Annotated in this window: 20 protein-coding genes; 13 read left to right on the top strand and 7 right to left on the bottom strand. The window is 59.4% G+C overall.

Annotated features, from left to right (window positions below; translation table 11 throughout):
* Nucleotides 1-24: 24 nt before the first annotated feature.
* The 7 genes from TL5118_RS05550 to TL5118_RS05520 all read left to right on the top strand — a co-directional run bounded on the left by TL5118_RS05550 (nt 25) and on the right by TL5118_RS05520 (nt 7,228).
* Entirely contained in the window at nt 25-393 is a 369-nt protein-coding gene (locus tag TL5118_RS05550; protein WP_058242452.1) for a response regulator, read from the top strand.
* Nucleotides 390-2,420 carry a chemotaxis protein CheA gene (locus TL5118_RS05545; RefSeq protein WP_058242453.1) on the top strand — a complete coding sequence of 677 codons (2,031 nt, stop codon included), beginning with the start codon at nt 390-392 and terminating at the stop codon, nt 2,418-2,420. Before TL5118_RS05550 ends, TL5118_RS05545 begins: the two co-directional genes overlap by 4 nt.
* Entirely contained in the window at nt 2,417-2,917 is a 501-nt protein-coding gene (locus TL5118_RS05540) for a chemotaxis protein CheW (protein WP_058242454.1), read from the top strand. The genes TL5118_RS05545 and TL5118_RS05540 overlap by 4 nt, the downstream gene beginning before the upstream one ends.
* 102 nt (nt 2,918-3,019) lie before the next feature.
* Nucleotides 3,020-3,547 (top strand): chemotaxis protein CheW, encoded by a 528-nt coding sequence (locus TL5118_RS05535; protein WP_058242455.1) that lies wholly within the window; start codon nt 3,020-3,022, stop codon nt 3,545-3,547.
* Nucleotides 3,544-4,377, top strand: a complete 834-nt coding sequence (locus TL5118_RS05530) for a CheR family methyltransferase (RefSeq protein ID WP_082626169.1) — start codon at nt 3,544-3,546, stop codon at nt 4,375-4,377. Before TL5118_RS05535 ends, TL5118_RS05530 begins: the two co-directional genes overlap by 4 nt.
* A 2-nt stretch (nt 4,378-4,379) precedes the next feature.
* The gene (locus TL5118_RS05525) at nt 4,380-5,519 is read left to right on the top strand and encodes a protein-glutamate methylesterase/protein-glutamine glutaminase (protein ID WP_058242457.1); all 1,140 of its coding nucleotides are present in this window, start codon (nt 4,380-4,382) and stop codon (nt 5,517-5,519) included.
* Entirely contained in the window at nt 5,519-7,228 is a 1,710-nt protein-coding gene (locus tag TL5118_RS05520) for a hypothetical protein (RefSeq protein ID WP_058242458.1), read from the top strand. The genes TL5118_RS05525 and TL5118_RS05520 overlap by 1 nt, the downstream gene beginning before the upstream one ends.
* 99 nt (nt 7,229-7,327) lie before the next feature.
* Here TL5118_RS05520 and TL5118_RS05515 read toward each other — a convergent pair whose 3' ends face one another.
* Nucleotides 7,328-10,309 carry a PAS domain-containing hybrid sensor histidine kinase/response regulator family protein gene (locus TL5118_RS05515; protein WP_058242459.1) on the bottom strand — a complete coding sequence of 994 codons (2,982 nt, stop codon included), beginning with the start codon at nt 10,307-10,309 and terminating at the stop codon, nt 7,328-7,330.
* 621 nt (nt 10,310-10,930) lie between these two features.
* Here TL5118_RS05515 and TL5118_RS05510 point away from each other — a divergent pair.
* From TL5118_RS05510 to TL5118_RS05495, 4 genes are all read left to right on the top strand, one after another.
* On the top strand, nt 10,931-12,049 hold the full coding sequence (locus TL5118_RS05510) for a THUMP domain-containing class I SAM-dependent RNA methyltransferase (protein WP_058242460.1): 1,119 nt from the start codon (nt 10,931-10,933) through the stop codon (nt 12,047-12,049).
* Nucleotides 12,050-12,137: 88 nt separating this feature from the next.
* Complete coding sequence (gene mutL, locus TL5118_RS05505; RefSeq protein ID WP_058242461.1) at nt 12,138-14,051, top strand: DNA mismatch repair endonuclease MutL; 1,914 nt, start codon at nt 12,138-12,140, stop codon at nt 14,049-14,051.
* Nucleotides 14,051-15,373 carry a DNA recombination protein RmuC gene (locus tag TL5118_RS05500; RefSeq protein WP_058242462.1) on the top strand — a complete coding sequence of 441 codons (1,323 nt, stop codon included), beginning with the start codon at nt 14,051-14,053 and terminating at the stop codon, nt 15,371-15,373. The genes mutL and TL5118_RS05500 overlap by 1 nt, the downstream gene beginning before the upstream one ends.
* A gap of 179 nt (nt 15,374-15,552) precedes the next feature.
* Entirely contained in the window at nt 15,553-15,879 is a 327-nt protein-coding gene (locus tag TL5118_RS05495; RefSeq protein ID WP_058242463.1) for a DUF3775 domain-containing protein, read from the top strand.
* An 82-nt stretch (nt 15,880-15,961) separates the two neighbouring features.
* Here the strand turns inward: TL5118_RS05495 and TL5118_RS05490 are convergent, their stop codons facing one another.
* The 6 genes from TL5118_RS05490 to TL5118_RS05465 all read right to left on the bottom strand — a co-directional run bounded on the left by TL5118_RS05490 (nt 15,962) and on the right by TL5118_RS05465 (nt 21,972).
* Nucleotides 15,962-17,098, bottom strand: a complete 1,137-nt coding sequence (locus TL5118_RS05490) for a saccharopine dehydrogenase C-terminal domain-containing protein (protein WP_058242464.1) — start codon at nt 17,096-17,098, stop codon at nt 15,962-15,964.
* 20 nt (nt 17,099-17,118) lie between these two features.
* The gene (locus tag TL5118_RS05485; RefSeq protein WP_058242465.1) at nt 17,119-18,174 is read right to left on the bottom strand and encodes a saccharopine dehydrogenase; all 1,056 of its coding nucleotides are present in this window, start codon (nt 18,172-18,174) and stop codon (nt 17,119-17,121) included.
* A 59-nt stretch (nt 18,175-18,233) separates the two neighbouring features.
* On the bottom strand, nt 18,234-18,893 hold the full coding sequence (locus tag TL5118_RS05480) for a histidine phosphatase family protein (RefSeq protein WP_058242466.1): 660 nt from the start codon (nt 18,891-18,893) through the stop codon (nt 18,234-18,236).
* 122 nt (nt 18,894-19,015) lie between these two features.
* On the bottom strand, nt 19,016-19,255 hold the full coding sequence (locus tag TL5118_RS05475) for a WGR domain-containing protein (RefSeq protein WP_058242467.1): 240 nt from the start codon (nt 19,253-19,255) through the stop codon (nt 19,016-19,018).
* A gap of 78 nt (nt 19,256-19,333) precedes the next feature.
* Nucleotides 19,334-20,041, bottom strand: coding sequence for a response regulator transcription factor (locus TL5118_RS05470; RefSeq protein WP_058242468.1), 708 nt, complete (start codon nt 20,039-20,041; stop codon nt 19,334-19,336).
* Complete coding sequence (locus tag TL5118_RS05465; RefSeq protein WP_058242469.1) at nt 20,038-21,972, bottom strand: PAS-domain containing protein; 1,935 nt, start codon at nt 21,970-21,972, stop codon at nt 20,038-20,040. Before TL5118_RS05465 ends, TL5118_RS05470 begins: the two co-directional genes overlap by 4 nt.
* A 170-nt stretch (nt 21,973-22,142) precedes the next feature.
* Here TL5118_RS05465 and TL5118_RS05460 point away from each other — a divergent pair, with 170 nt between their 5' ends.
* On the top strand, nt 22,143-24,146 hold the full coding sequence (locus tag TL5118_RS05460; protein WP_082626177.1) for an AMP-binding protein: 2,004 nt from the start codon (nt 22,143-22,145) through the stop codon (nt 24,144-24,146).
* On the top strand, nt 24,143-24,964 hold the full coding sequence (locus TL5118_RS05455) for an ABC transporter ATP-binding protein (protein WP_058242471.1): 822 nt from the start codon (nt 24,143-24,145) through the stop codon (nt 24,962-24,964). The genes TL5118_RS05460 and TL5118_RS05455 overlap by 4 nt, the downstream gene beginning before the upstream one ends.
* Nucleotides 24,965-24,982: the final 18 nt, after the last annotated feature.

Below are 24,982 nucleotides of genomic sequence, written 5' to 3'. Positions count from 1 at the left end.
CAAATTGCTGAAGGTAGTATCTCAATGAGTAAAGAAATCCTGATTATCGACGACTCGCCCTCCGTCCGGCGAATGGTCGCAATGACCCTACAGCAGGAAGGCTATGAGGTTACCCAGTGTGAAGACGGCGCACAGGGGCTCGACACCGCCAAAGCCAAACGGTTCGACATGGTCATCACCGACCAGAACATGCCGAACATGACTGGAATCGAATTCATCGAAGCCTATCGCAATGATCCCTCGTCCTCGGGCGTGCCGATCATCTTCCTGTCGACGGAAAGCGAAGGTGACCTGAAGAACCAGGCCAAGGCCGCCGGTGCCCTGGGCTGGGTGATGAAACCCTTTGAGCAGGCCAAGCTGCTTGCCGTTGTCAAAAAGGTGGTGGGCGCATGATTGATGAAGAAACCCAGGAAATCTTCCGCCAGGAGACGGAAGCGCTGATTGAGAGCTTGCAGGAATGCCTCCTGCAGCTGAACTCAACTCCGGATGATATGGAGCTGGTGACACAGGTTTTCCGTGACCTGCATACCCTCAAAGGCACCGGCGCCATGTTCGGCTTTGCCCGTCTGGCTGAGTTCATTCACGATTTCGAAGCCGCTTTTGAACAGGTGCGTTCGGGCAATGCCGTTGTGACCCCCGATCTGATCGCGGTGTCGCTGAAGGCCTATGACCTGATCGTCGCCCTGCTGGAAGGTGAAGAGCCGCCGACCGAACAGGACGCCGAACTGAAGGCCGCCCTGGGCGCTGTAACCTCGGGTGGCGCGGCCCCCGCGGCAGCCGCAGCAGCCGGCGACGCCGCTGAAGAGGCCCCTGCCGCCGAAGGTGAACTGGAAGGCTGGAAGCTGCGCTTCAAACTGCCGCCTGAGTTCATGGAAATCGGGGGCAACCCGGTGGCCATCCTGGAAGAGCTGATGGAAATCGGCGGCCCGGACACCAAGGTTGAAGCGCTGCTGGACGGTCTGCCTGCGCTGGCGGAGCTGAAGCCGAATGAGCTGCACACCGCGTGGGAAATGATCCTGCCGCCGTCGGCTGACGAAGGTGACATCCGCGATGTCTTCATGTTCCACGAAGACTCGATGGAGCTGGAGCTGACCGCAATCCGTGGCGCTGCCCCGGTTGTCGAAGCGGCCCCCGTTGAAGCCGAAGCCGTCCCGGTAGACGCCGAAGCTGCCCCGGCAGAAGCGGTCAAGACTGAGGCACCTAAAGCTGAGGCCAAGAAGTCGGGCGGTAAGAAATCCGGCTCTGCCAACGTGCAGATGCGTGTTTCGGCCGAGCGTCTGGATGACATCATGGACCGCGTTGGCGAACTGGTGATTGCCGAGGCCCGTCTGTCGGATCTGGCGCAGAAGCTGAACGATCCGAACCTGACCGAGGTTGTCGAAGACATTCAGCGTCTGGCGCTGGGTCTGCGGGACACCACCATGGCGATCCGCCTGACCCCGATGTCCTCGATCACCGGCCGCTTCCAGCGTCTGGCCCATGACTTGGCGGGCAAAACCGGCAAGGACTTCGATTTCGTCATCGAAGGCGAAGAGACCGAACTGGACAAGACCGTTATCGAGAAACTGTCGGATCCGCTGGTGCACATCCTGCGGAACGCTGTGGACCACGGTCTGGAAGATAACGACACCCGCGTCGCCGCCGGCAAACCCGCCCGTGGTACGGTGCGCCTGAAAGCCTCCTACTCGGGTGCTGATGTTCTGATCTCGGTTCAGGACGACGGTAAAGGTCTGGATCCTGAGTTCATCTTCAACCGTGCGGTTGATCGCGGCATGATCTCGGCAGATGCAAACCTGTCGCGCAATGAGATCTTCCATCTGCTGATGGCGCCCGGTTTCTCGACCGCGGAACAGGTCACCGATCTGTCGGGTCGCGGGGTTGGCACCGATGTGGTGAAATCCACCGTTGAGGCGCTGCGTGGCTCGGTTGAGATTGAATCGGAACTGGGTCAGGGCAGCTCGTTCACCCTGCGCTTGCCGCTCACTCTGGCGATCATCGACGGCCTGCTGCTGCAGGTTGGCGAAGAGCGTTACACCGTGCCGCTGGCAGCAGTTGAGGGCATCGTAGAAGAGCCTGAAGAGATCCGCGACGGCACCGAGTCGACCACCACTGTTGAACTGCGTGAGAAGCTGATTTCGATCATGCGCCTGCGTGAGATCTTTGAAACCGGCGGCACCCGCGCGGATCACCCCAAAGTGGTTCTGGTCCGTACCGGCGATCAGCAGATCGGCCTGGCCGTGGACCGTATCATCGGGTCCTACCAGACCGTGATCAAACAGCTGTCGCCTATGCACAGCCGCCTCAACGTCTTCTCCGGCGCAACCATCCTGGGCGATGGCGATGTGGCGCTGATCGTAGACGTGGCCCAACTGGTCAAGGCCGAAGGTCTGGATCACGACAATAAGGAGCAGGCAGCATGACCCTTGAACTGGTAACTGCAAGCGAAGACGATCTGAAGGACATGGTGGCCTTCGAAATGGGCGGCGAACTGCTGGTCGTGCCCACCCGGATCCTGCGCGAAGTGCTGGAACCGCCGAAGCTGACCCGTGTGCCGCTGGCAGGCCCCTATTCGGCAGGTCTGATCAACGTGCGTGGCGTGGTTCTGCCGGTCACCGATCTGCGCCCCCTCTTTGAGATGGAGCAGAAGCCCTTCGACATCGACACCCGTGTTCTGGTTCTGGAACTGGCGCTGGAAGAAGGCACCATGACCATCGGCGTGATCGCCGAGAAGGTTCATGCGGTGCTGGCGCTGGATCCTGAGAGCATCCAGAAGGTGCCGTCGGTCGGAACCCGCTGGCCGCAGGGTGCCATCAAAGGCATCGGCCGCTGGAAGGACCGTTTTGTCAACCTGATCGACGTGGAGAAGATCGCCGAGACCTATCTTGGTGCTGTCCCCACGGACGAAAGCCTTCACTAAGGGCGACCCGAAACATGCGCGAACAAACCAAACTTGAACTGATGGCAGCCGCCGGGCCTCCGCCCCGCCTCTGCCGTAATCCGCTGCCGCAGGAGGCCCAAGGTGTTTGATACGACGACAACTGTGGACGAAGTCCAAAAAACCTACCTGACCTGTGGTCTGGGCGAAGAGAAAGTGGCGCTGCCTGTTGTGCGCGTCAAAGAAATCCTCGACCCCAAACCGGTCACCCCGCTGCCGCATACGCCCGATTTCCTGCTGGGATATATCGATCTGCGTGGCGAAAGCATCCTGGTTGCGGACCTGCGCCTGCTTCTGGCGCGCCCGTACCGCGAAAACGAACCGGACACCCGCATCATCGTGCTGCTGGTGAACATCAATGGTCAGGAACATTCGGTGGGCCTGCGCGCGGATCGCGTGTTTGAGGTGACCCGTCTGGACGACGACCGACTGGAGGAGTTCGCCCGTGAAGGCCTGCTGAACTGGGACAACCGCATGGTTGCCGGTGTAGGCCGTCGTGATGGTGAGTTTGTGACCGTGCTGGATCTCGATGGGATGCTCAGCTCTGGTGTAATTTCCGAATTCCACGATCAAGTGGACACGGACAGTAAAGAGTATCGGGAGGCGGGATGACTACAGGAACGCTCGAGGCTGATCGCGTACTGCAGAAGAAACTCTGCGAGATTGTAACCAGTAAAACAGGGATCCAGTTACCAGAGAATAAACGCACCATGATCGAGGGCCGCTTACGTAAGCGGGTTCGGGCATTAGGTGTACGCGACCTTCGGACGTATCTGTCGATGGTGATGAATGACGGCATGCTGGAAACAGAACTGCCCCATATCATCAACGTCATGACCACGAACAAAACCGACTTCTTCCGGGAAGACGCGCATTTTGACTATCTGGTGCGCAACGTCCTGCCGGAACATGCTGCAGGCAGACCGTTCAAGGTCTGGTCGGCGGCAAGTTCTTCGGGTGAAGAGGCCTACACCACCGCAATGGTGCTGAACGAACATGCCAAGCGCAAACCCGGTTTCACCTACTCGATCATCGGCACGGATCTGTCGACCGAGGTGGTGCGCAAAGCGCGCAAAGGCATCTACACGCCGGAAGAGATCGTTGATGTGCCTGACGACATGCAGGCGCTCTACCTGGAACAAGGCCATGACAGCGTTGGTCGCCCCCTGTCGCGGGTGGTCAAGCAGCTGCGGGATCGGGTGGGCTTTGCCCAGATGAACCTGATGGACAAGGTCTATCCGGTAGAGAAGAACTTGGACGTGGTCTTCCTGCGTAACGTGCTGATTTACTTTGATGAGGTCACTCAGCGCCAGGTCGTGTCTTCGGTCACAGACCATTTGAAACCTGGTGGTTATCTGTTTGTGGGCCACTCAGAAACCTCGGTCGCGTCGGACCCCCGTTTGGTCCAGAAATCCGCGGCTGTCTTCCGCAAGGAGGCCTAGTGATGAATGCAGTAACGAGTGATGAGCAAATTAAGGTGATGATCGTTGAGGACAGCCTCACCGCGCGCACCATGCTCAAGAATATGATCGAAACCCAGCCCGACCTGAAGGTCGTGGACATGGCCAAGGATCCCTTTGACGCCGCCGACAAGATGCGTAAAGGGCTGCCGGACGTGATGTTGCTGGATGTGGAAATGCCGCGCATGGATGGTCTGACCTTCCTGCGTCGGATCATGGCCCAGCATCCGATGCCTGTGGTGATCTGTTCGAACCATACCGAAAAGGGCTCCTCGGCGTCGATGAAGGCGCTGGAAATGGGCGCTGTTGAGGTCTTGGCCAAGTCATCAATCGGCGCCCTGTCGAGCGATGATGAGGGTATGAACCGGGTCTGTGATGCTGTTCGTGCAGCAGCACATGCGCGGGTGAACCCGAAGGCCAAGAAGCGCAAACCACCGGCACGTGAGCTGAAGCCGCTGAAGAAACAGTCGGCAGATGTGATCATGGCGGCGCGCCATCCCAATGCGCCTGCCGTGCTGAAAACACCGCCGATTGTGGGCATTGGTGCCTCCACGGGTGGGACCGAAGCGCTGGCCAAAATGCTGAAGATGCTGCCGGCTGACAGCCCGCCGATCGCCATCGTGCAGCACATGCCGGAAAAATTCACCGAGGCCTTTGCCAACCGGTTGAACAAACTGTGCGACATCACCGTCAAGGAAGCCCGCGACGGTGACAAGCTGACCCGCGGTATGGCGGTTGTGGCCCCCGGCAGCCACCACATCATCGTGGAGCGGACCGGCCGCGACTACACCTGCCGTGTGATCGATGGCCCGCCGGTCAGCCGTCACCGCCCGTCGGTGGATGTGCTGTTCCGTTCGCTTTCGATCCAGGCTGGTGCCAACGCCATGGGCGTGATCATGACCGGCATGGGTGATGATGGGGCGCAGTGCATGTTGGAAATGCGCCAGGCAGGCTCGCCGACCATTGCCCAGGACGAAGCGTCCTGTGTGGTCTACGGGATGCCCCGCGAAGCTATGGAGCGTGGCGCGGCTGAGCGCGCCGTGCCGCTGACAAAAATCGCCGAAAACATCACGTCGTTTGACCGTGGTCACCTGGCAAGACTCGCGGTGAAAGGCGCCAAATAATGCAGCATTTTCGTAGTGTACCAGCAGCAGCGCAGGGGCTGAACGACGGTCCCTTCCTGCGCATGGAAAGCGTCCTCAGTGATATCCTAGATAAGCTGTTCTTCGCTTTCGATGCGACCAAGACCCTGCGCGCAGGTGTGGCGGATCTGGACCGCCTGCTTGAGCCTGAGAACCTGGTTCGCATCAATGAGAAACAGGCGACGATCGCTCAGCTGATGGATCAGATTGATGCCAACAGCAAAGACGCGAAAGCCTTCGTGCAGGATCTGCGTGACAATGGCCGCAAGATGTCTTCGACGCTGAAAGAACTGTCAAAGATCATTCAGTCGTCCAACATCGTGTCATTGAACGCCCGCATCATTGCGCAAAGCCACCGCCACCGTGCGCTGGGTGCGCAACTGGTGCGTCTGGCTGAGAGCATTTCGGACATTTCCGGTGACGCCACCAATCTGGTGTCGGAAATGTTTGAGGTGATCGACACCATCGTCACCACCACCGAGGAAATGGGCCAGAACGTAGAAGAGCGCGCCCGCGCGCTGTTCTCAACCCTGAAACCCAAGGCCAAGGCGCTGGAAGCGGCTCTGACCGCGCTGGAAAAAGGCATGAAAGCGGCCTCAACCGCGTCGTCGTGGCTGTCGGAATATGTAGCGGTTGCTGAAAAAGACGTGTCCGAAGTGATCTCGGCGTTGCAGGTCGGTGACCGGTCTCGCCAGCGTGCTGAACATGTGCGTTTCATCTCGGAACGTGCGGCGCTTTATCATCCGCATTCGACCGAAGCGACCAGCCTGATGTTGCTGGCGCGGGCGCAGATGCAGGAAACGGTGACCGAAACCATCACCGACACCCGCAAAGCGCGTCAGTTGTTTGCCAGTCTGTCGAACCGCCAGCATGACTTCCTGGCGCGGTGCCGTGAAATTGCCGGTTCGTTTGAGGACAGCGCCCTGGCGCTGGCCGCAGCAGCCCGACCCATTGACAGCAAGGCGTTTGATTTTGCGGCCAATGCTGAAGCTGAAGAGCGTGTTCAGGCCCGTCTGCAGGAAGCTGATGGCGCTTTGGCGGTGCGGTCCAAGACCCTGTCGGACAATGCGTTCCAGATGCAGTTGGCGGCGCTTAACACCATCATCACCTGTGCCCGTGGCTTTAAGCAGGCGATGGACATGATCATGATCTCGCAGCAGATCAATGAGGTGATTTCCGAGGCCCCGGTGACCTTTGAAAAGTTCGCTGAGACCATGGAGCTGACCAAGACCAAGATGCAGGCCTGGTCGGCCCGCGAAGCAGAAGGTGGCGAAGGTCACGACCTGAGCAGCATGGAAGGGGAAGACCCTGCGCTGCAGCAGGCCCGTGAGGTTCTGGAAAAGCTGCTGCCTAGCCTGGAAAACGACGCACCCCAGATCGCCAATGCGATCACCTCAAGTGCGGACGCGTTCGAGAGCTTCGTGGAAGAGTTGGAACTGCTGGATCAGGTGGAAAAGGTCGCCCTGGCGCCTTTGCCGCTGGAAGATGCGATCATCAGTGAAGAGTTCACCACCCATCTGGCCGAGATCCACAAGTGCTACACCATGCAGGCAGAGCGCGACATTCAGGATGTCATGTTCTCGCAGCTGAAAGGGGATGAATCGGAAGAAACCAAAGAGGAGGTTGCCGCCGCACCCGAGCCGACCGCGGCGTCGGATGACGTGGATGATCTGGATGACATCTTCTTTTAAGAACTGCCTTCTTTAGAAGGGCAAAGCCCGGGCCGGATATGTCTCCATCCGGTCCGGGCTTTTGCTTCTTGGGGGCGGTGTCTGGTTTGGCGTCACCGCTTAAGAATCGAGTTGTCCCTGACCTTTGCCATTGCGGATATGGGTTTGCAGGATCGCCCGTAACTTGGCCGGGGTCAGCGGTTTCGGCACATATTCGTCAATCTCACAATCCACGCAGAGGCGCTCCACCTCCATCGTCAGGTCGGCGGAAACCGCAATGATCGGCGTTTTCGGCAGGTTACGCTCACCTTCTTCATCGCGGATGCGGGCGGCCATCTGGAACCCATCCATGATCGGCATATGGCAATCCGACAGCAGCAGCGCATATTGGCCAGACCGCCACAGTTCCAGCCCCTCTTGGCCGTTGATCACCGCATCGGCGACAATCCCCAATTGCTTGAGCATGCGCAGGGTGATTTCGCGGGTCATTTCATCATCTTCGATCAGAAGCACGCGGCTTTGCGGGATGCTGGCGCTATCCGCAGGCGCTGTGGTGCCGCGATGCAGGGCTGCCAGTTCATTCACCACATCAGCCGGCAGGAGGGAGGTCATCGCGATGGTGCTCTGCCCCTGCACTGCCGGTGGCAACTCCCGCCCATTGCTGCGAATCTGCAGAACCGGGATCGGCCCCAGACTGTCCAACAATCGCGCCGCCTCTGCCGCACCAACGGATTGCAGAACCAGCAGGTTGGCGTCAAAGCCTTGGGTGCCGACCGAAGGATCATCGGCCAGCGCCACCTTGGCCCCTGCCGCGCGGGCATAGCGCGCCAAGGTGTCGGCAACCTCACTATCGGCGGCACTGATCAGGATGTTGCACCCTGCGAGGCTGGGTACAGGCTCGGCCAGTTTTTCCGCCCGCCGCAGCTGCAGTTTTACCTCGAAGCGGGTGCCGTCACCCGGGTCACTCATGACGGAGATGTGGCCATCCATCATCTTGATCAGCCGATCCGAAATCGTCAGCCCCAGACCGGTCCCACCATATTTGCGCCGGATCGATCCATCGGCTTGGGTGAATGGCTGGAAGATCTGCTCCATCGTGTCCTGGGTCATGCCGATGCCATTGTCGCGCACGGTCAGCGTGACATCCAGCATGTCAGTGCTGCTTTCGCGGGCCCGGATGGCGACGGACACGCGGCCTGGATGGCGCATCTGCGCACTGAACTTGATCGCGTTCGAGGTGAGGTTCAGCAGGATCTGGCGCAACCGCAACCCATCGGCCTGTACCAGCGGCAGGGCAGGATCGCAGTAGGGGATCAGGTCAACGTCATTGTTCCAGGCCTGCCAGCGCAGCATTTCAATCACATCAGACTGCACCGCCTCTAGCGAGATGGGCTGACGCGACAGTTCCAGCTTGTCGGCCTCCATCCGCGAGAAGTCCAAGATATCGTCAATAATCCCCAGCAGCAGCTGGGCGGAACGTTGTGACGAATCCAGCAAATTGCGATCTTCGGTGCTGCTGGCACGTTCGGTCAGCAGTTCCAGCGCTGCAATAACCGAGATCAGCGGTGAGCGCAGTTCGTGGCTGATGGTCGACAGGAACGAAGATTTGGTGCGGCTGCCCGATTCCGCGCGTTGCAGCGCCTCGCGCAGCTCATTCTCACGCCGGTCGATATCGCTATAGTCATGCGCAACGATCAGAAACTCGACCGGGGCTTTGCCGATCGTGGACAGCGGTTCAACGCGAATGCCGATGGGGAACATGCTGCCATCGTCACGGATGCCCGTGCAGCGCAGCACCTGCTCCTGAGTTTGGTTGGCGAGTTTGCGCAGACCGGATCCAGTCAGCTGCAGCAATTCATTCTCACCAAGATCCAGAAAACGGGACACTGAATGCCCGATGCCAGATCGACGCTCCAGGCCAAAGACAGGACGAAGCGCATCGTTCACGTTGTGGATGATGCCATCGCTGTTGACTTGAAAATTGACGTCGCGCGTGGCTTTCATCGTGGCCAGCAGCCGCTTACGATGCGCGTCAATTCGCTTGCCTGCCTCTAGCATCCAGAGAAAGATTAACGTCACGACGATCAGCCCGATCGAAAAGGCAACAATTGTCAGAGTCTGGAAGGTGTTCGCCAGGCCGTAGGCGTCCTCATAAGGCTGCTCAATGACGATGCCAAAGCCCAGATCCTCAAAATAGTGCCAGGCCCCAACGACCTTGTCGCCGGCGTAATTGGTGTATCCGTGAATATCAGAGCCGTTGCTTCCCTGGAGTGCACGTCGGACGGGCAGGATCATCCGTTCGGGGAGGGCACTGTCTGATTGCGTGCCGGGAGGCTCAAGAAGCAGGTGGTCACGGCCCTTTTGCCAGTGCCCTGCTGCCTCCAAGGCCTCGATTTCATTCACATGAGATAAGAGTGCACCCTGCGCGCCAAAGGCATAAGTGTGCAGATGGGCCGAGCTTTCGACGAAGTTCAGCAGCTGGAACAGCTCTTGTTGGGGAAATAGGCGCAAGGCGAGGATAGCCACGACAGACCCGTCGTAATTGCGCAACGGAGTGGCGGCGAAATTGGTGACGTTTTCGCGGATGTCGTCACTCCCTGAGAGCTGCACATCTGAGCGGGTCATCCGGGTCAGCAGCGTCTCACCCTGTAGCAACCGCTCAAACATTTTGGGCTGTTCCAGCAGCAGGTTCGGGGTGCCGATGTTTCCATCGCGTGAGGAAGCGAGACTGGTGCCATCCGGCGCGATCAAGAAATAGCCGTTAACGTGCTGCAGATAGAGAAATGAGCCGAAGAAGGTTCTAAGGCGCCGCTGCGCATCTGAATATAGCAGGGCGTCTATATCGCCCTTCAGTGGCATTAGTTCTTCCACCGCGGCTAACAACATCGGGTCATTGGCATGGGCCAGCACCTCTGACGTGCGGGTATCTACCCAACGCTCAACCGCCCGTTCACTGTTTTGTAGATTGCTCTGCAACAGGGCTGACAGGCTATCAGCGTAGTGGCGGCGTAAAATGTCAGACACCACCAGATAACCCGCGACCAGGGCGATGATCGCCAGCAGGTAGACGGATCCGTTAAGTAGGCGACGACGTCTGCTCATCGTGGCCTCCTAAGTTTAAACCTATGGGGTCTGGAGGGCGTACGTAGTGGTTCGGCGCTCTTCCCGCCGCGATTTTCTTTCTGTTCATAGCCAAAGCTGACGACGTTAACATCGCCCTTCGGCGTATAGGAAATCGCTTTCATACGACCTCTTTCTTCCCTCCGTGGTTTGAAACTCCTACGCGTTCCAGTCCACTCTCTGATCTGCGTCAGAGCTTTATGTTTTTTTAAATCTGCGAACCAATTGCGTTTCACCGTAGCGGGCGAACTCTTTCCAGAGTCTTGCTTACATACGAAAGAGAGCGGGGGTGCGTGCAAATTACATACGAAAGTATGTATTTTTGTAAGTCGACCGCCCAAAAAACACTCTTTAGTTGATTGCCGGGTGTTCGTTTTCCGGGAGTTTTAATGCTGAGAAGATGCAATTAATTTAAATGTAAGATCACTATTGCTAGATTTTTGGCACTTTATTCCCCTTCGCTTGGGTCTAGCGTGCCGGATCACAGGTTGCATCCTTTCAAGTGGTTTGCGGCGTCAATCTTATAGGCAATCGCTTCCTACCGCTCGATCCCCGCGGGACTTTCTTGTCGCGCCGCTCGGCGTTCCCAGCTAAGGAACGGGGATGGATACACCTTTTGAAATCTTCCTCGTGGCCCCGCCGGGGTTGGAACCGATGCTGCGTGATGAGGCCAGCGATCTGGGTTTTGCCAAAGTGCGTACCGAACCCGGCGGCGTCAGCTTTGATGGTGACTGGTCCGACGTTTGGCGCGCCAATATGTATCTGCGCGGCGCCACACGGGTTCTGGCGCGGATCGGCTCCTTCCGGGCGTTTCATCTGGCCCAGTTGGACAAGCGGTCGCGCAAATTTCCCTGGTCGGAGGTTTTGCGACCGGATGTTTCGGTGCGGGTCGAAGTGACCTGTAAGAAGTCCAAGATCTACCACGCCGGGGCCGCGAAACAGCGGATTGAAAAGGCCATCGCCGAAACGCTGGGGGCAGAGGTTTCTGACAAAGGTGTGGTGCAGGTGAAGGCGCGGATTGATGACAATCTGGTCACCTTTAGCGTCGACACCTCGGGCGAGTCACTGCACAAACGCGGCCATAAAGAGGCGGTCGGCAAAGCACCGATGCGCGAAACGCTGGCCTCGCTGTTTCTGCGGGCGGCGGGGTATGACGGGGCCGAGCCGGTGCTGGACCCGATGTGCGGTTCTGGCACCTTTGTTATTGAGGCGGCTGAGCAGGCGATGGGCCTGGCGGCCGGGCGCGCGCGGGACTTTGCGTTTCAGCAGCTCGCTACCTTTGACAACAGCCAATATTCGCGGGTGAAGGCGGAGGTGCTAACACCGTCTGAAAACCTTGGCGATCTGACCTTTCACGGATCAGACCGCAACGAAGGGGCGATTGCCAACTCCACCGCCAATGCCGATCGGGCTGGTGTCGCGGTGCTGACCCGGTTCACCAAGGCTGCCGTCAGCGATCTGCAGCGGCCCGAAGGTCCGCCGGGGCTGGTCATTGTGAACCCGCCCTATGGCACCCGGATCGGCAACAAAAAGCTGTTGTTTGCCCTGCACGGCGCGTTGGGTGAGGTGCTGAAAGAGCGGTTCAGCGGCTGGCGTGTTGGCATCGTGACCTCCGATGGTTCCCTGGCCAAAGCCACCGGATTGCCGTTCCTGCCGCCCGGTCCCCCGGTGCCGCATGGCGGCCTGAAGGTGAAGCTTTACCAAACGGCGCCGCTGCCCTGAGGCGCGGCGCGTAAAGCGGATAATCAGGAACAACGGGCCGGAATTCCCACATGGTCGAATCGTGCCCAGATGTGCTAGGTCTTGTTGTATGTCCAACGCAGCCCCCAATATGAGCGAAAACCAACCCGTCATCCGTCAGCTGGATGATGCGGCGATCAACCGGATTGCTGCTGGTGAAGTGGTGGAACGCCCGGCTTCGGCCGTGAAGGAATTGGTGGAAAACGCCATCGATGCTGGTGCGCGCCGGATTGAGATCGCAATTGCGGATGGCGGCAAGACACTGATCCGTGTGACCGATGACGGCTGTGGGATCACGCCGGATCAGCTGCCTTTGGCACTGTCGCGCCATGCCACCTCCAAGATTGACGGCACCGATCTGCTGGACATTCACAGCTTTGGCTTCCGTGGTGAGGCGCTGCCATCCCTTGGGGCGGTGGGGCGTCTGACGATCACCAGCCGCGCCGAAGGGCATGAGGCGGCGCAGATCGCCGTCTCTGGCGGGGTGATGGATCCCGTGAAACCGGCCGCGCTGAACGGCGGTACGATTGTCGAGCTGCGGGATCTGTTCTTTGCCACACCGGCGCGGTTGAAGTTCATGCGCACTGACCGGGCTGAGACACAGGCGATCAACGATGTGGTCAAACGGCTGGCGATGGCTGAACCCTTCATCGGCTTTACCCTGCGCGATGTTTCGGGCGGTGGCGACGGGCGGGTGACCTTCCGCGCTGATCCCGAAACCGGTGATCTGTTTGACGCGCTGCATGGCCGGCTGGGCCGTATCCTGGGCAATGAGTTTGCCGAAAACGCGCTGAAGATCGATGCCGAACGCGAAGGATTTCTGCTGACCGGCTATGCCGCCCTGCCGACCTATTCGCGCGGCTCTGCGGTGGCGCAGTTCCTGTTTGTGAACGGTCGCCCAGTGCGGGACAAACTGCTGGTTGGCGCGCTGCGCGGGGCCTATTTTGATTTCCTCAGCCGGGATCGTCATCCGGCGGCGGCGCTGTTTATCGAATGTGATCCGCATCTGGTCGATGTGAACGTGCACCCGGCAAAGTCCGAGGTGCGGTTCCGTGATCCGGGCATCGTACGTGGGCTGATCGTCTCATCCCTGCGCCATGCTTTGGCGGAGGCGGGGCATCGTGCCTCAACCACTGTGGCGGGGGCGACCTTGGGGGCCTTCCGGCCTGAGCCGACAACAACAGCCACGGGTGGTCCACGGGTCTATCAGATGGACCGGCCCTCAGCGGGCGCGTTGCGCAGCAGCTATCAGGGGCAGGCCCCGATTGAGACACCGCTTTATGACGCGCCCCGCTATGAGGCCCCGCAGCCCAGTGGTTTTGCCGAACTTGAAGGTAGCTATTCCGCGCGGGTGGAGGAGGTGGTGGACCAGCCACACACCGCCGATGCGCCGCCGCTTGAGGCGCTGCCGCTGGGCGCTGCCCGGGCGCAGGTGCATGAAAACTACATTGTTGCGCAGACCGAAACCGGCATGGTGATCGTCGATCAACACGCGGCCCATGAACGGCTGGTCTATGAAAAGCTGAAGCACCAGATGGCCGAAAACGGCGTGGCGGCGCAGGCCCTGTTGATCCCTGAGATTGTGGAGCTTTCCGAAGGGGACTGCGCACGGCTGATGGAACATGCCGAGGATCTGCAAAAGCTGGGTCTTGGGCTGGAACCCTTCGGTGGCGGTGCCATTGCCGTGCGCGAAACCCCCGCCATCCTGGGTGAGGTCAACGCCCGCCAGATGGTGCTGGATATTCTGGATGAACTGGCCGAACTGGGCGACAGCCAGACCCTGCAAGCGCGGATTGAAGCGATCCTCAGCCGGGTGGCCTGTCATGGTTCCATTCGCTCGGGCCGCCGGATGCGCGCCGAGGAGATGAACGCCCTCCTGCGGGAGATGGAGGCGACACCGCATTCCGGCCAATGCAACCACGGCCGCCCCACCTATGTGGAATTGAAACTCAGCGATATTGAACGCCTGTTTGGACGCACCTGATGACTGATCTGAATACCCTCCTGCAAAACCCGACGGTCCTGACTGGGCTGGGGCTAGTCGCGCTATTTGTGCTGGCCTTGATCCTGCGCAGCGGCGCGCAGAAACGGGCGGAGCGGACCGAGGCGCTGATCGTCCAGCACATGGGCCAGATGGCCCAACGGGTGGAGGCGCTTTCAGCCGGACAGGCGCAGTTAGATGGGGGCTTGCGGGCGCAGGCACAGACGCAGGGGCAGATCGCCACGCTGATGGAGCAACGCCTGGGTGAGGTGCAGGTCAACCTGCATGAAAACCTGGCCAAGGTGCAGCGGGGCACCGGTGAAAACCTAGCGATGATGCAGCAGAAAATGTCGGACACGATGGCGGCGCAGCAGCTGCAGATGCAGGAAAACCTGGCCAATATGCAGCTGCGGACCAATCACGCGCTGACTGATCTGCAGGAAAAACTCAACACCTCGCTGATGGGGAACGCCAAGCAGACGGCCACCTCACTGACCCAGTTACAGGAACGTCTGGCCACCATCGACAAGGCGCAGGAAAACATCACCAAACTGTCCGGCGATGTGCTGTCGTTGCAGGATATCCTGTCGAACAAACAGACGCGCGGCGCCTTTGGGGAAATTCAACTGAATGATATCGTGGGTAAGGCGCTGCCACGTGACAGCTACGCGCTGCAGCATACGCTGTCGAATGGCAAACGCGCGGACTGTCTGATCCATCTGCCGAACCCGCCGGGCCCGATTGTGATCGACAGCAAATTCCCGCTGGAGGCCTATGAAGCGATGCTGGCCTCGCAAACCGAGGCTGAGTTGAAGGCGGGTATTCAGCTGTTCAAAACCTCAGTTCGCAAACACATCAAAGACATCGCCGAGCGCTATGTGATCGAAGGCGAAACCGCAGATGGGGCGCTGATGTTTCTGCCGTCCGAGGCGATTTATGCCGAGTTGCACTCCAAGTTTCCCGATCTGGTCCGGGAAGGGTTTGAGAAACGGGTTTGGATCGTTTCCCCAACCACCTGTATGGCGACGCTCAACACCATGCGGGCCATCTTGAAAGATGCGCGGATGCGCGAACAGGCGGGCGAGATCCGCAAAGCCCTGCGCAACCTGCACCGCGATGTTGAAATTGTCGGCGAACGCGCTGGCAAGCTGGAAACCCATTTGCGCCAGGCGGGTGACGATGTGGCCGGCATTCTGACCGCTGCAACCCGCGCCAACAAACGCGCCCATAAGCTGGATAATTTCGATTTCGAAGAACTCGCACCCGAGCCGGAACCGACCGGGCCAGAGGTCCAGCGCGACCTTCTGGAAGCTGACAAAAGCTAAGGGCGCGGTGCAGTGAGTATTTGGGGAACACTGAAAGGCGCTTTCACTGTTTCAAAAATACTCAAATGCACAACATGTCGAATTGCGGGCGCCACCCGCATTTGCCCCAGATCAAAGCAAGTCAGGTCTGCACCGGGCAATATCCTTCGCGAAACCACGCGCGAAGAGGAGCTGACCCCATGCTGAACGTTTCTATTGAGAAAGTTGCCAATGTCATATTGATGTCCCGTGAATTGGGCCGCGCTGAGGGTGAATTGCGCGCCTTCATCGATCGGCTGACCGAGGAAGAGCAGACCGATATGGTGGCGCTGATGTGGGTGGGTCGTGGCAGCTTTGAAGCCGAGGAATGGGACGAAGCCCGCGGCACAGCAGTGGCTGAGGCCACAACCCCGACGGCGGATTATCTGATTGGCACGCCGCATCTGTCGGACCATCTGGAAAACGGGTTGGAGGCTTTGGGCCTATCGGCGTCCGATGAAGAAGATGAGCTGATGCGCGGCGGCTAAAATGGCAACGCCTTGATCGAAAAAGAAAAGCGCCCCAAATGGGGCGCTTTGGCGTTTCTATGTGGGGTGTTTCACACCTGGCTTAGTGGGTGACCACACCCAGGTGCTGTGCCAGATCGTCAACAACATCCAGCCAGTCATTGACCAGATCCGCCTGGCTGGGCGCGGCGGACACGCCGGTGGGGATGCGCTCATCCAGCACCGCCTCAATCGCCAGCGAGACCGGGATCGAAACCAGACGCGCCATCGCGGTGCCGCGCTCATCGCCCCAGGCATCCATCGTGTAGGTCTTGTGCCAGACCGGCTGGCCGTCTTTTTCAGCCTTGAAGCCCACGCACATGATCACGCGGTCCGGTTCGCCCTCATCATAGGAGTTTTCGGCCCAGAACTGATCGGACATTTCCTTCAGCCGGGCATCGCCCGCCGCGCCTTCCAGCGTTTCGATCTCTTTGAAGACATCGCCCCAGGCCTCGGCCCAGCCGTTCAGACGCAGGGTGCCACGGACGAACTGTTTGACGTTCCAGTCTTTTTCAAAGCCGTATTCCGCCATGAAGGGCAGGGAGTCGCGGTTCGGATAGACTTCAAACGCTTCCGGGGTGGGCAGCGGCGCAGTGTAGCTGGACAGCGCGTCCCAGGGCCGTGCGGCGTTGAACTCTTTGCCGTCCAGGATGGATTTTGAAGGCGAGCGCAGCGCCTTCAGCACGCCCAACGGCGACCAGCTGAATTTGTAGCGGAAGGGGTTTTCGTGCTTGGGCACGCCACCGCAGTAGGAAATGAACGATAGCTCATTTTCCGCGTCAAAGGCATCGGAGGCTTTGTAATCCGCCATCAGCCAATGGGCCATCAGGTGGTCGATGCCCGGGTCCAGACCAACCTCATTCACAAAGCACAGGTCTTTGTTCTTGGCCGCCGCATCCAGGGCCGCCATTTCCGGCGCGATATAGGAGGAGGAGACGAAATGCGCGTCTTTGCCAAGGCACATCTCGGCCAGCGGCACGTGTTGATCTGCCGGCAGCATTGAGACGACAACGTCGCCCGCGCTGACCGCTTCGGCCACAGCCTCCATCGAGAAGGCGCGGATGTTTTTGGTCAGATCGCCAACCGCTTCCTCAGCCTTGGCGACGGTCCGGTTCCAAACAGTGACGTCATGGCCGTTTTCCAGCAGGCGACGCAGGCCGGGAATGGCGGAGAGGCCGGTGCCACACCAGTGAATAGTCATATCGTATATCCTCCTAATTCTCAGACCTTGGCCACATGTTCGGCAAAGGTTGCTTCGGCCCGACCCCATACGCCGCTGTCCAGCTCGGTCAGCGTCAAGAGGGAGGGCAAGAGTTGGGCTGCATAATCCTCGGAGCTTTCGGCAGGCAGCATCGAGGGCAGGTTATCAATCGCCATGACGTCCATCACCGGGGCATCGGCGACGCGCAGGGCGGGTTCGGCCCAGGTGGTGGCACGGTCATAGACGGGGATCGGGTTATAATCGCTGTCGGGGTCACAGGCGACATCGCCAATGGCGGTCAGGTTGCGGTCCTGCGCCAGCGCCTCACGCGGGACAAAGACCGGCGTGCCGGGACGGGCAAAGATGCAGTTCAGGAACAGGTCATGTTCCAGAATTTCCGGGAAGGGGCCGCCGCTGGCGGTTTCGGCCATATCCCATTTGGTGACCGCAACACCCATGGCTTCGCACAGATCCGCTGCGCCGGTGCCAACCCGACCCAGGGCGCCGATCACGATGGCCTTGGGCAGCGGTTTGCCGGTGGCTTCAACCTCGGCCAGCAATTCGGCGTTTAGCGCATCTTTGTCTTTGTAGACGCCGACGGGCGGGCAGACCTCACCCCGTTGCTGCGCCGCCCAGGTTTTCAGGGTCACGGCCGCCCCGGCATAGCCCGCCCAATAGCCAAAGGCCGCAACACGGCGACCGGTTTCATCGACGAGATATTCCAGATCATAAAGCGTGCCGCCGCCCGCTTTGAACCGTTCCAGCAGGGCCTTGCCCGAATGCTGGCCCTTATAGGCATGACCGAACATGATGTGTTTATGGGGCAGGGGGGAGCCATCTTCGGGCAGTTCCTTCAGGCCAAAGATGATCGCGTCCAGCGGGGCCTCGGGCCAGGCGTTTTCCGGTGCAATGTCCGCACCGGCCTCGCGGTAGCCATCAATTGGCAGCGCCCGGGTGCTGCTCTCTTCGACGGTGACGCGGATGCCCGCTGCGATCAGGGCCTTGACGCCTTCGGGGGTCAGGCCAACGCGGTCTTCGTTCTGGCGCTGTTCGGCGCGAACCCAAAGATGTGTCATTCTGGTTGCCTTTTCTTGGCCCCTGCCTGCCGCTTTGGGCGTCACCGGGGCGTGGGATGTTACAGATGTGTTTGCGCGTGCTGCCGGTCGGATCGATCCAGATGCGGCACGGCGTTGAATTGGGTCATCATAAAGTCACCGCCGACGTGATGCAGACGGTGGACGGAGCTGTTCATGATCGCCAGCGCCAGACGGGAAAACCCGTGCGTGTCCAGTTTCAGCACGCCGCGCAGGGCCATTGCGATCAGCCCGCCAGAGGTCACAGCCAGTGCCGATCCCCGGCCCTGGGCGATTTCGGCAATGACCGAGGCGGTGCGATACTCAAAGTCCTGATAGCTTTCCGGCGGGTTCAGGATTTCGCCCGCCTGCCATTTGCCCATCAGCATCGGTAGGTAGCTGACAAAGTCTTCGCGCTCACGCGGGATCTGGATCTCCTGTTGGTCCAGCAGCAGATTGGCGAGGGTGAAAAACTCCATCTCATTCAGCCGGTCATCCACGATGACCTCAGCGCCGTCGCACAGCGCCATAGCGTCCGCGGTTTGGCGATGGCGGATCAGGGTGCCGCAATAGATGCGTTCATAGTGTTCGCCACTGGAACGCATATGATCACCCAGCCAGCTGGCTTGCTGGTGGCCAAGATCGCTGAGCGCGTCATAGTTGGCTTCGTCACGGGCGGCGGTGTTGGCCTGACCGTGGCGGACAAGTGTAATGTTGGACATTGGATCCCTTTATCCGGTTGCCATCTGGGTAGGCAATGGATGCGGAGGACGCAATGGGGTTTGCAAGAAAAACCGTCGCGGGCTGCGCGGATTGGGCGAGGGCTGGCTTTGACGTTGGGGACTTATGCTGCGTCGCTGCGGCGATATCCCCGGCGCATGGCCGAGCGGCGCGCCTTGTCCGCCGCTTCAGAGGCGTGGCGCAGATTGCCGAAGATATCGATCTTTGACGTGCCTTTGCCGCCCGAGATGCCCCATTCGCGCAGAACTGAAACCTCTTCAAAAAGGTTCATGGCGATTTCCACCCGGTAAAACCGGGGGCGGAAGTTCTGCTCGGAAGAGCGGTACAGCAGGCAGCAAGTCATGCGGTGATTCTAGGACGGCGATTCGGCGCACGCAAGGGCTAGCGAATCGCCTGCCATAAACTGCCGTCGCGCAGGGGTTCAGCCCCAGTGCACGTCCCCAAGAAAGATATAGCCCGCGCCATAGATCGTCTTGATTAGATGGGGGTTTTTGGGATCCTCACGCAGTTTGGTGCGCAGCCGTGAAATCCGTACATCCATCGCCCGGTCAAAGCTTTCGCCAGCGGCACCACCAAGGCTTTCCTGCATGACAGCGCGGGAAATCAGCCGTTTCGGCCGTTCAAGGAACAGGCGCAGCACCTCGCCTTCGGCATGGGAAAACGGTGTTTTTTCGCCGTTCTCATCCTCAAGAACATAGCTGTCAAAATGCGCCACCCAGCCGGAAAACCGCGCCGTGTTGCCGGATTGTGGCTGCGCCTGGCCGCGGCGCAACCGGGCGCGGATGCGTGCGACCACCTCAGCTGGGTCAAAGGGTTTGATGATGTAGTCATCCGCCCCCAACTCCAGCCCGGTGACCCGGTCCTGCACCTGTGCGCGGCCGGAAATGATGATGACCGTTGCGCCCTGTTCCAGCGCCAGACGGTGCACCAGTGTCAGTCCGTCTTTGTCCGGCAGTGACAGGTCCACAAGGCAAACATCCGGCGTGGCCGATTGCAACGCGGCCTCAAATTCAGTGGCGCGGCCAAAGCTTAAGGTGCGGAACCCGGCCTCTTCCAGTGCGTCCGAAAGCATCGAGCGGATTGCGGGTTCGTCATCCAGGATGGTCACAAGGGGCGCGGCGGTATTCATGGGCTGTTCGGGTCCTGTTGCAGGAAGGAAGTCAGTTGCGACTGCGTGAAGGGCTTGCGCAGTACCGGGCCATCGGCGGCGGCGGTTTTGTGCAGCGCATCATCAGGGGGGCGCGATGTCATCAGGTGAATGGGCGGTGCGTTTTCAGGCAAGGCGTTGCGCAGATCGATACCGGTTTTTTCCCCAATGAGCGAGATGTCAGAAAGGATGCGTTTGATTTCAGGCAGGCCTTCGATCAAAGTCAATGCTTCGTCAAATGAGGTGGCTTCGACCACGGTGTTGCCCATGGCCGTCAGCATCGGGCGCAGAACTTCGCGGATGTCCGCGCTGTCCTCGACCAGCAGGACCAGACCCGGTGCCAAGGGGGGCGGGGCCGGGCGGAGCGGCAGGCGCAGGGTGATCCGGGCGCCTTTTTCGCCATTGGCGACGCGCAGCCTGCCGCCTGCAAGTTTGGCCATGTCATAGACCATCGACAGGCCCAGTCCTGACCCCTCACCGCCCTTGGTCGTGTAAAACGGTTCCATCGCACGGCTGAGTGCTGCGTCAGAAAACCCCGGACCGGTGTCTTCGACGATGAATTCGGCCCAGAGGTTTTGCACCGGGGCCACTGTCAGGGAAATCTCACCCGATTTACCACAGGCGTCACGGGCGTTGAGGATCAAATTCAACAGGGAATCCTGCAGCATCCCGGTGTCGAGCATTAGCATATTGTCATGCAACAGGTTCGAGATGTGCAGCGTAAAGCCGTTGGGCAGCGCGGGCGTGGCGAGGATCTTCATGTCATCCAGCAAGAGCGCCACATCGGCCGGGGCCGGGTTCCATTCGCGTGCGCCGGTGATATCGGCAATCCGGTTCAACAGTGACCCGCCGCGATGAGCCGCAGACAGGGTTGCCTCAACCTGCTGCTGGGCCGACCCCGGCAGATCCATGCGCTGCAGCCGGGATTGGCTGCCAAGGATGATGGTCAGCAGATTGGAAAAATCATGCGCCATGCCGCTGGTCAGCTGCGCCGCCATTTCGCGGCGGCGGGTCTGTTGCAGGGCCGTGCGTGCCTGTGCTTCGCGGGTGATGTCCATCGACAGGATATAGACGCCGCCACTGTCTGGTCCGCTGGGCCCGTCCAGATCCTGCGCCGGGGTGAAGGCTGCGCGGATCCGGCGCGAGCTGCTTTCGATGAAGAACTCAAAGACCGACGCCTCACCGGCAAACGCCTTATCCAGATGCGGCGCGATGGCTGTGTAGATCTCTTCGCCAAGCGCCTCTTCGATATCAAGGCCGGTGATTTCTGACGGGCGGCCGGGCATTACCGAGGACAGCTTGCGGTTGGAAAACGTGTAACGCCGGTTGCGGTCCACATGGGCGATATGGGCCGGCATCATCTCGGTCGTTTGGCGGGTGCGGGCCTCTGTCTCGGCCAGTTGGCGTTTAGCTTCTTCCAGGGCGGTGATGGTTGCCTCAAGCTCACGGTTGGCCGCGGCCAGTTCTTCGGCGTAGCCCAGCACCTTGTCTGATAGCGCCTCTGACCGGGTGCGCAGCAAGGCCTCCTGGCGTTTGGCACGGGTGATGTCGGTGTAAACGGCGACCCAGCCGCCTTGGGGCAGGGGCGATCCCTCCACCGAAACCCAGCGGCCGTTAGCGCGTTCGCGTTCCATGTAGTGGGGGGTAAAGGCGCGGGCCTGTTCCACACGCATCGCCACCGCCTCAGCCACGTCATCCACCGGCCCGTATTCGCCACGTTCCACAAGCAGGCGGATGGTGTCCTGAAAGCGGGCCCCGGGCTTGCCGTGGTTTTCTGGCAGATCAAACATCTCCAGAAACGGGCGGTTACAAATCACCAGTTTCAGGTGTTCATCATAGATCGACAGACCCTGCTGAATCAGATTCAGACCGGCGCTGGTCATTGCGGCTGTATCGTTTTTTGCCAAGGCCATCAGCTCCTCCCACCCATTGGCTAGCATTCCGCGCGGCGGGGGAAAAGCGTCAGATTTAGAGCTGTTACAATTCGTTAGGATTGGGAAATGATCAGGAAAAAGTTGACCGCGTAATCTAATTACGCACCCTTGAGAAAGGGAGAATCGCGGCTGTGGAGGCCGTGCGCTCGATGAAGACCGAGCATTTGGGAGGAACAGAATTGGCACAGTCGTCACAGGCGGCGGGTGGACTTCAGTCCATTCCGGCGCTGTTGCACCGCAACGCCACCGAGATGGCGGATCGCCCCGCCTATCGGGAGAAGGAATTCGGGATCTGGCAGAGCTGGACCTGGCGTGAGACCGAACATCAGATCAATAACCTGGCCCGTGGCCTGTTGAACCTCGGCGTCAAAGAAGGCGATTTCATCGCCATCATTGGCCGCAACCGTCCCTACATGTACTGGTCGATGGTTGCCGCCCAATCCGTTGGCGCAATTCCGGTTCCGCTTTACCAGGATGCGGCAGCAGAAGAGATGGCCTATGTGCTGGATCACTGCGGCGCGCGCTTTGTGATCGCAGAAGATCAGGAACAGGTCGATAAGGTCATCGATATCCAAGAAGACCTGCATCAGTTTGAGCATATGATCTATCTCGATCCGCGCGGTATGCGGAAATACGATCATACTCAGCTGCATGAATTCAGCCACATTCAGGAACAGGGCTTTGCCGCCCGTGATGAGCTGACCCCCGAGCTGGAGCGTCGTCGTTCCAAGCTGGATTACAGCTCCACCTGTGTGATGCTTTATACCTCGGGCACCACTGGCAAACCCAAAGGTGTGGTTCTGTCGAACCGCAACGTGATCGAAAGCGCCAAGAACTCCTCCGAGTTCGACAATCTGCGCCCGGACGAAGAAATTCTGGCCTACCTGCCGATGGCATGGGTGGGTGATTTCATCTTCTCGGTTGGTCAGGCCTACTGGTGTGGTTTCTGCGTGAACTGCCCTGAAAGCGCCGAGACGCTGAACGTCGACCTGCGTGAAATTGGTCCGACCTACTACTTCGCGCCGCCACGTGTGTTTGAAACTCAGCTGACCAGCGTGATGATCCGGATGGAAGACGCCAGTCCGATGAAGCGCAAGATGTTCCATTACTTCATGGAGCACGCCAAGAAAGTGGGCGGCGACATTCTGGATGGCAACCCTGTTGGGTTTGGCGACCGGATGAAATACGCGCTGGGCAACCTGATGGTTTACGGCCCGCTGAAAAACACCCTTGGCTTCAGCCGTGTGCGGGTGGGTTACACCGCCGGTGAAGCGATCGGTCCGGAAATCTTTGCGTTTTACCGTTCGCTGGGCATCAACCTGAAACAGCTTTACGGCCAGACTGAGGCAACGGTGTTCATCACCGCGCAGCCCGATGGTCAGGTGCGTTCGGACACCGTTGGTGTGCCGTCGCCGGGTGTTGAGTTGAAGATCGATGACAATGGTGAGGTTCACTACCGCAGCCCCGGTGTGTTCGAGTATTATTACAAGAACGAAGAAAGCACCAAAGGCACCAAAGACGCCGAAGGCTGGGTGGCCACTGGTGATGCGGGTTTCATCGAGAAAGACACCGGTCATCTGCGTATCATCGACCGCGCCAAGGACGTTGGTAAAATGGCCGATGGCAGCCTGTTTGCGCCGAAATACGTTGAGAACAAGCTGAAGTTCTTCCCCAACGTGCTGGAAGCAGTGCTGTTTGGCAATGGCCGTGACAAATGTATGGCCTTTGTGAACATCGACCTGACCGCTGTTGGCAACTGGGCCGAACGCAACAACATCGCCTATTCCTCCTATCAGGAACTGGCGGGGCATCCGCAGGTTCTGGAAACCATCAAATCGCACGTCGAGGAGGTCAACAAATCGGTCGCGCAGGATGAGATGCTTTCGGGCTGTCAGATCCACCGCTTCCTGGTTCTGCACAAAGAACTGGACGCTGACGATGGCGAAATGACCCGGACCCGTAAGGTGCGCCGTCGGATTGTTGAGGACAAATTCTCGGATCTGATCGACGCGCTCTATGGCGGCAAGGATGAGATCTACACCACCACCGAAGTGACCTATGAAGACGGCCGCAAAGGGTCGATCAGCGCCAACCTGACGTTGATTGACGCCCCTGTGGTTGCCGTGACCAGCGGGAAGGTGGCAGCAGAATGAGCGATCAGATGACAGAAGGCTACATCACCGAGGACGGCCGCAAAATCGGCGGCACCTTGATGGAGATGAAAAACATCACGCTGCGCTTTGGCGGGGTGAAGGCAATCACCGACATCAGCTTTGACATCAAGGAAGGCGAGATCCGCGCCATCATCGGCCCGAACGGCGCTGGTAAATCCTCGATGCTGAACGTGATCTCGGGCTTCTACGTACCGCAGGAAGGTGAGGTTTGGTACAAGGGCGCAAAACGCCCGCAGATGAAACCTTACCAGGTGGCCCAGCAGGGCATCGCCCGGACTTTCCAGAACATCGCGCTGTTTGAAGGCATGTCCGTGCTGGACAACGTGATGACTGGTCGCCTCAACCACATGAAGACCAACATGTTCCAGCAAGCGATCTGGAAAGGTAAGGCCGAGAAGGAAGAGGTGGAGAACCGCGAAGTTGTTGAGAAGATCATCGACTTCCTGGAAATCCAGTCGATCCGGAAAACCCCGGTGGGCCGTCTGCCTTATGGTCTGAAGAAACGTGTGGAACTGGCCCGTGCGCTGGCCGTTGAGCCGCATCTGTTGCTGCTGGACGAACCGATGGCGGGCATGAACGTCGAAGAGAAAGAGGACATGAGCCGCTTCATCCTCGACGTGAACGACGAATTCGGCACCACCATCGCCCTGATCGAACACGATATGGGCGTTGTGATGGACCTCAGCGACCGCGTGGTCGTGATGGATTACGGCAAAAAGATTGGGGACGGCACCCCGGACGAAGTGCGCAACAATCAGGACGTGATCGACGCCTATCTGGGGGTGAGCCATGACTGATCGTACCGCACAACGTAT

The sequence above is a fragment of the Thalassovita autumnalis genome (assembly GCF_001458255.1).
GTDB lineage: Bacteria > Pseudomonadota > Alphaproteobacteria > Rhodobacterales > Rhodobacteraceae > Thalassobius > Thalassobius autumnalis.
The sequence above is the reverse complement of the archived record's forward strand: the minus strand, read 5'-3'. Positions and strand labels throughout refer to the sequence as shown.

Excerpts from the sequence above, each read along its gene's own strand:
- TL5118_RS05480 (WP_058242466.1), bottom strand. The coding sequence starts at position 18,893 with ATGTCCAACATTACACTTGTCCGCCACGGTCAGGCCAACACCGCCGCC.
- TL5118_RS05455 (WP_058242471.1), top strand. The coding sequence starts at position 24,143 with ATGAGCGATCAGATGACAGAAGGCTACATCACCGAGGACGGCCGCAAA.
- TL5118_RS05530 (WP_082626169.1), top strand. The coding sequence starts at position 3,544 with ATGACTACAGGAACGCTCGAGGCTGATCGCGTACTGCAGAAGAAACTC.
- TL5118_RS05490 (WP_058242464.1), bottom strand. The coding sequence starts at position 17,098 with ATGACTATTCACTGGTGTGGCACCGGCCTCTCCGCCATTCCCGGCCTG.
- TL5118_RS05465 (WP_058242469.1), bottom strand. The coding sequence starts at position 21,972 with ATGGCCTTGGCAAAAAACGATACAGCCGCAATGACCAGCGCCGGTCTG.
- TL5118_RS05460 (WP_082626177.1), top strand. The coding sequence starts at position 22,143 with ATGAAGACCGAGCATTTGGGAGGAACAGAATTGGCACAGTCGTCACAG.
- TL5118_RS05510 (WP_058242460.1), top strand. The coding sequence starts at position 10,931 with ATGGATACACCTTTTGAAATCTTCCTCGTGGCCCCGCCGGGGTTGGAA.
- TL5118_RS05515 (WP_058242459.1), bottom strand. The coding sequence starts at position 10,309 with ATGAGCAGACGTCGTCGCCTACTTAACGGATCCGTCTACCTGCTGGCG.
- TL5118_RS05470 (WP_058242468.1), bottom strand. The coding sequence starts at position 20,041 with ATGAATACCGCCGCGCCCCTTGTGACCATCCTGGATGACGAACCCGCA.
- mutL (WP_058242461.1), top strand. The coding sequence starts at position 12,138 with ATGTCCAACGCAGCCCCCAATATGAGCGAAAACCAACCCGTCATCCGT.
- TL5118_RS05525 (WP_058242457.1), top strand. The coding sequence starts at position 4,380 with ATGAATGCAGTAACGAGTGATGAGCAAATTAAGGTGATGATCGTTGAG.
- TL5118_RS05500 (WP_058242462.1), top strand. The coding sequence starts at position 14,051 with ATGACTGATCTGAATACCCTCCTGCAAAACCCGACGGTCCTGACTGGG.
- TL5118_RS05485 (WP_058242465.1), bottom strand. The coding sequence starts at position 18,174 with ATGACACATCTTTGGGTTCGCGCCGAACAGCGCCAGAACGAAGACCGC.
- TL5118_RS05520 (WP_058242458.1), top strand. The coding sequence starts at position 5,519 with ATGCAGCATTTTCGTAGTGTACCAGCAGCAGCGCAGGGGCTGAACGAC.
- TL5118_RS05545 (WP_058242453.1), top strand. The coding sequence starts at position 390 with ATGATTGATGAAGAAACCCAGGAAATCTTCCGCCAGGAGACGGAAGCG.
- TL5118_RS05495 (WP_058242463.1), top strand. The coding sequence starts at position 15,553 with ATGCTGAACGTTTCTATTGAGAAAGTTGCCAATGTCATATTGATGTCC.
- TL5118_RS05475 (WP_058242467.1), bottom strand. The coding sequence starts at position 19,255 with ATGACTTGCTGCCTGCTGTACCGCTCTTCCGAGCAGAACTTCCGCCCC.
- TL5118_RS05550 (WP_058242452.1), top strand. The coding sequence starts at position 25 with ATGAGTAAAGAAATCCTGATTATCGACGACTCGCCCTCCGTCCGGCGA.
- TL5118_RS05540 (WP_058242454.1), top strand. The coding sequence starts at position 2,417 with ATGACCCTTGAACTGGTAACTGCAAGCGAAGACGATCTGAAGGACATG.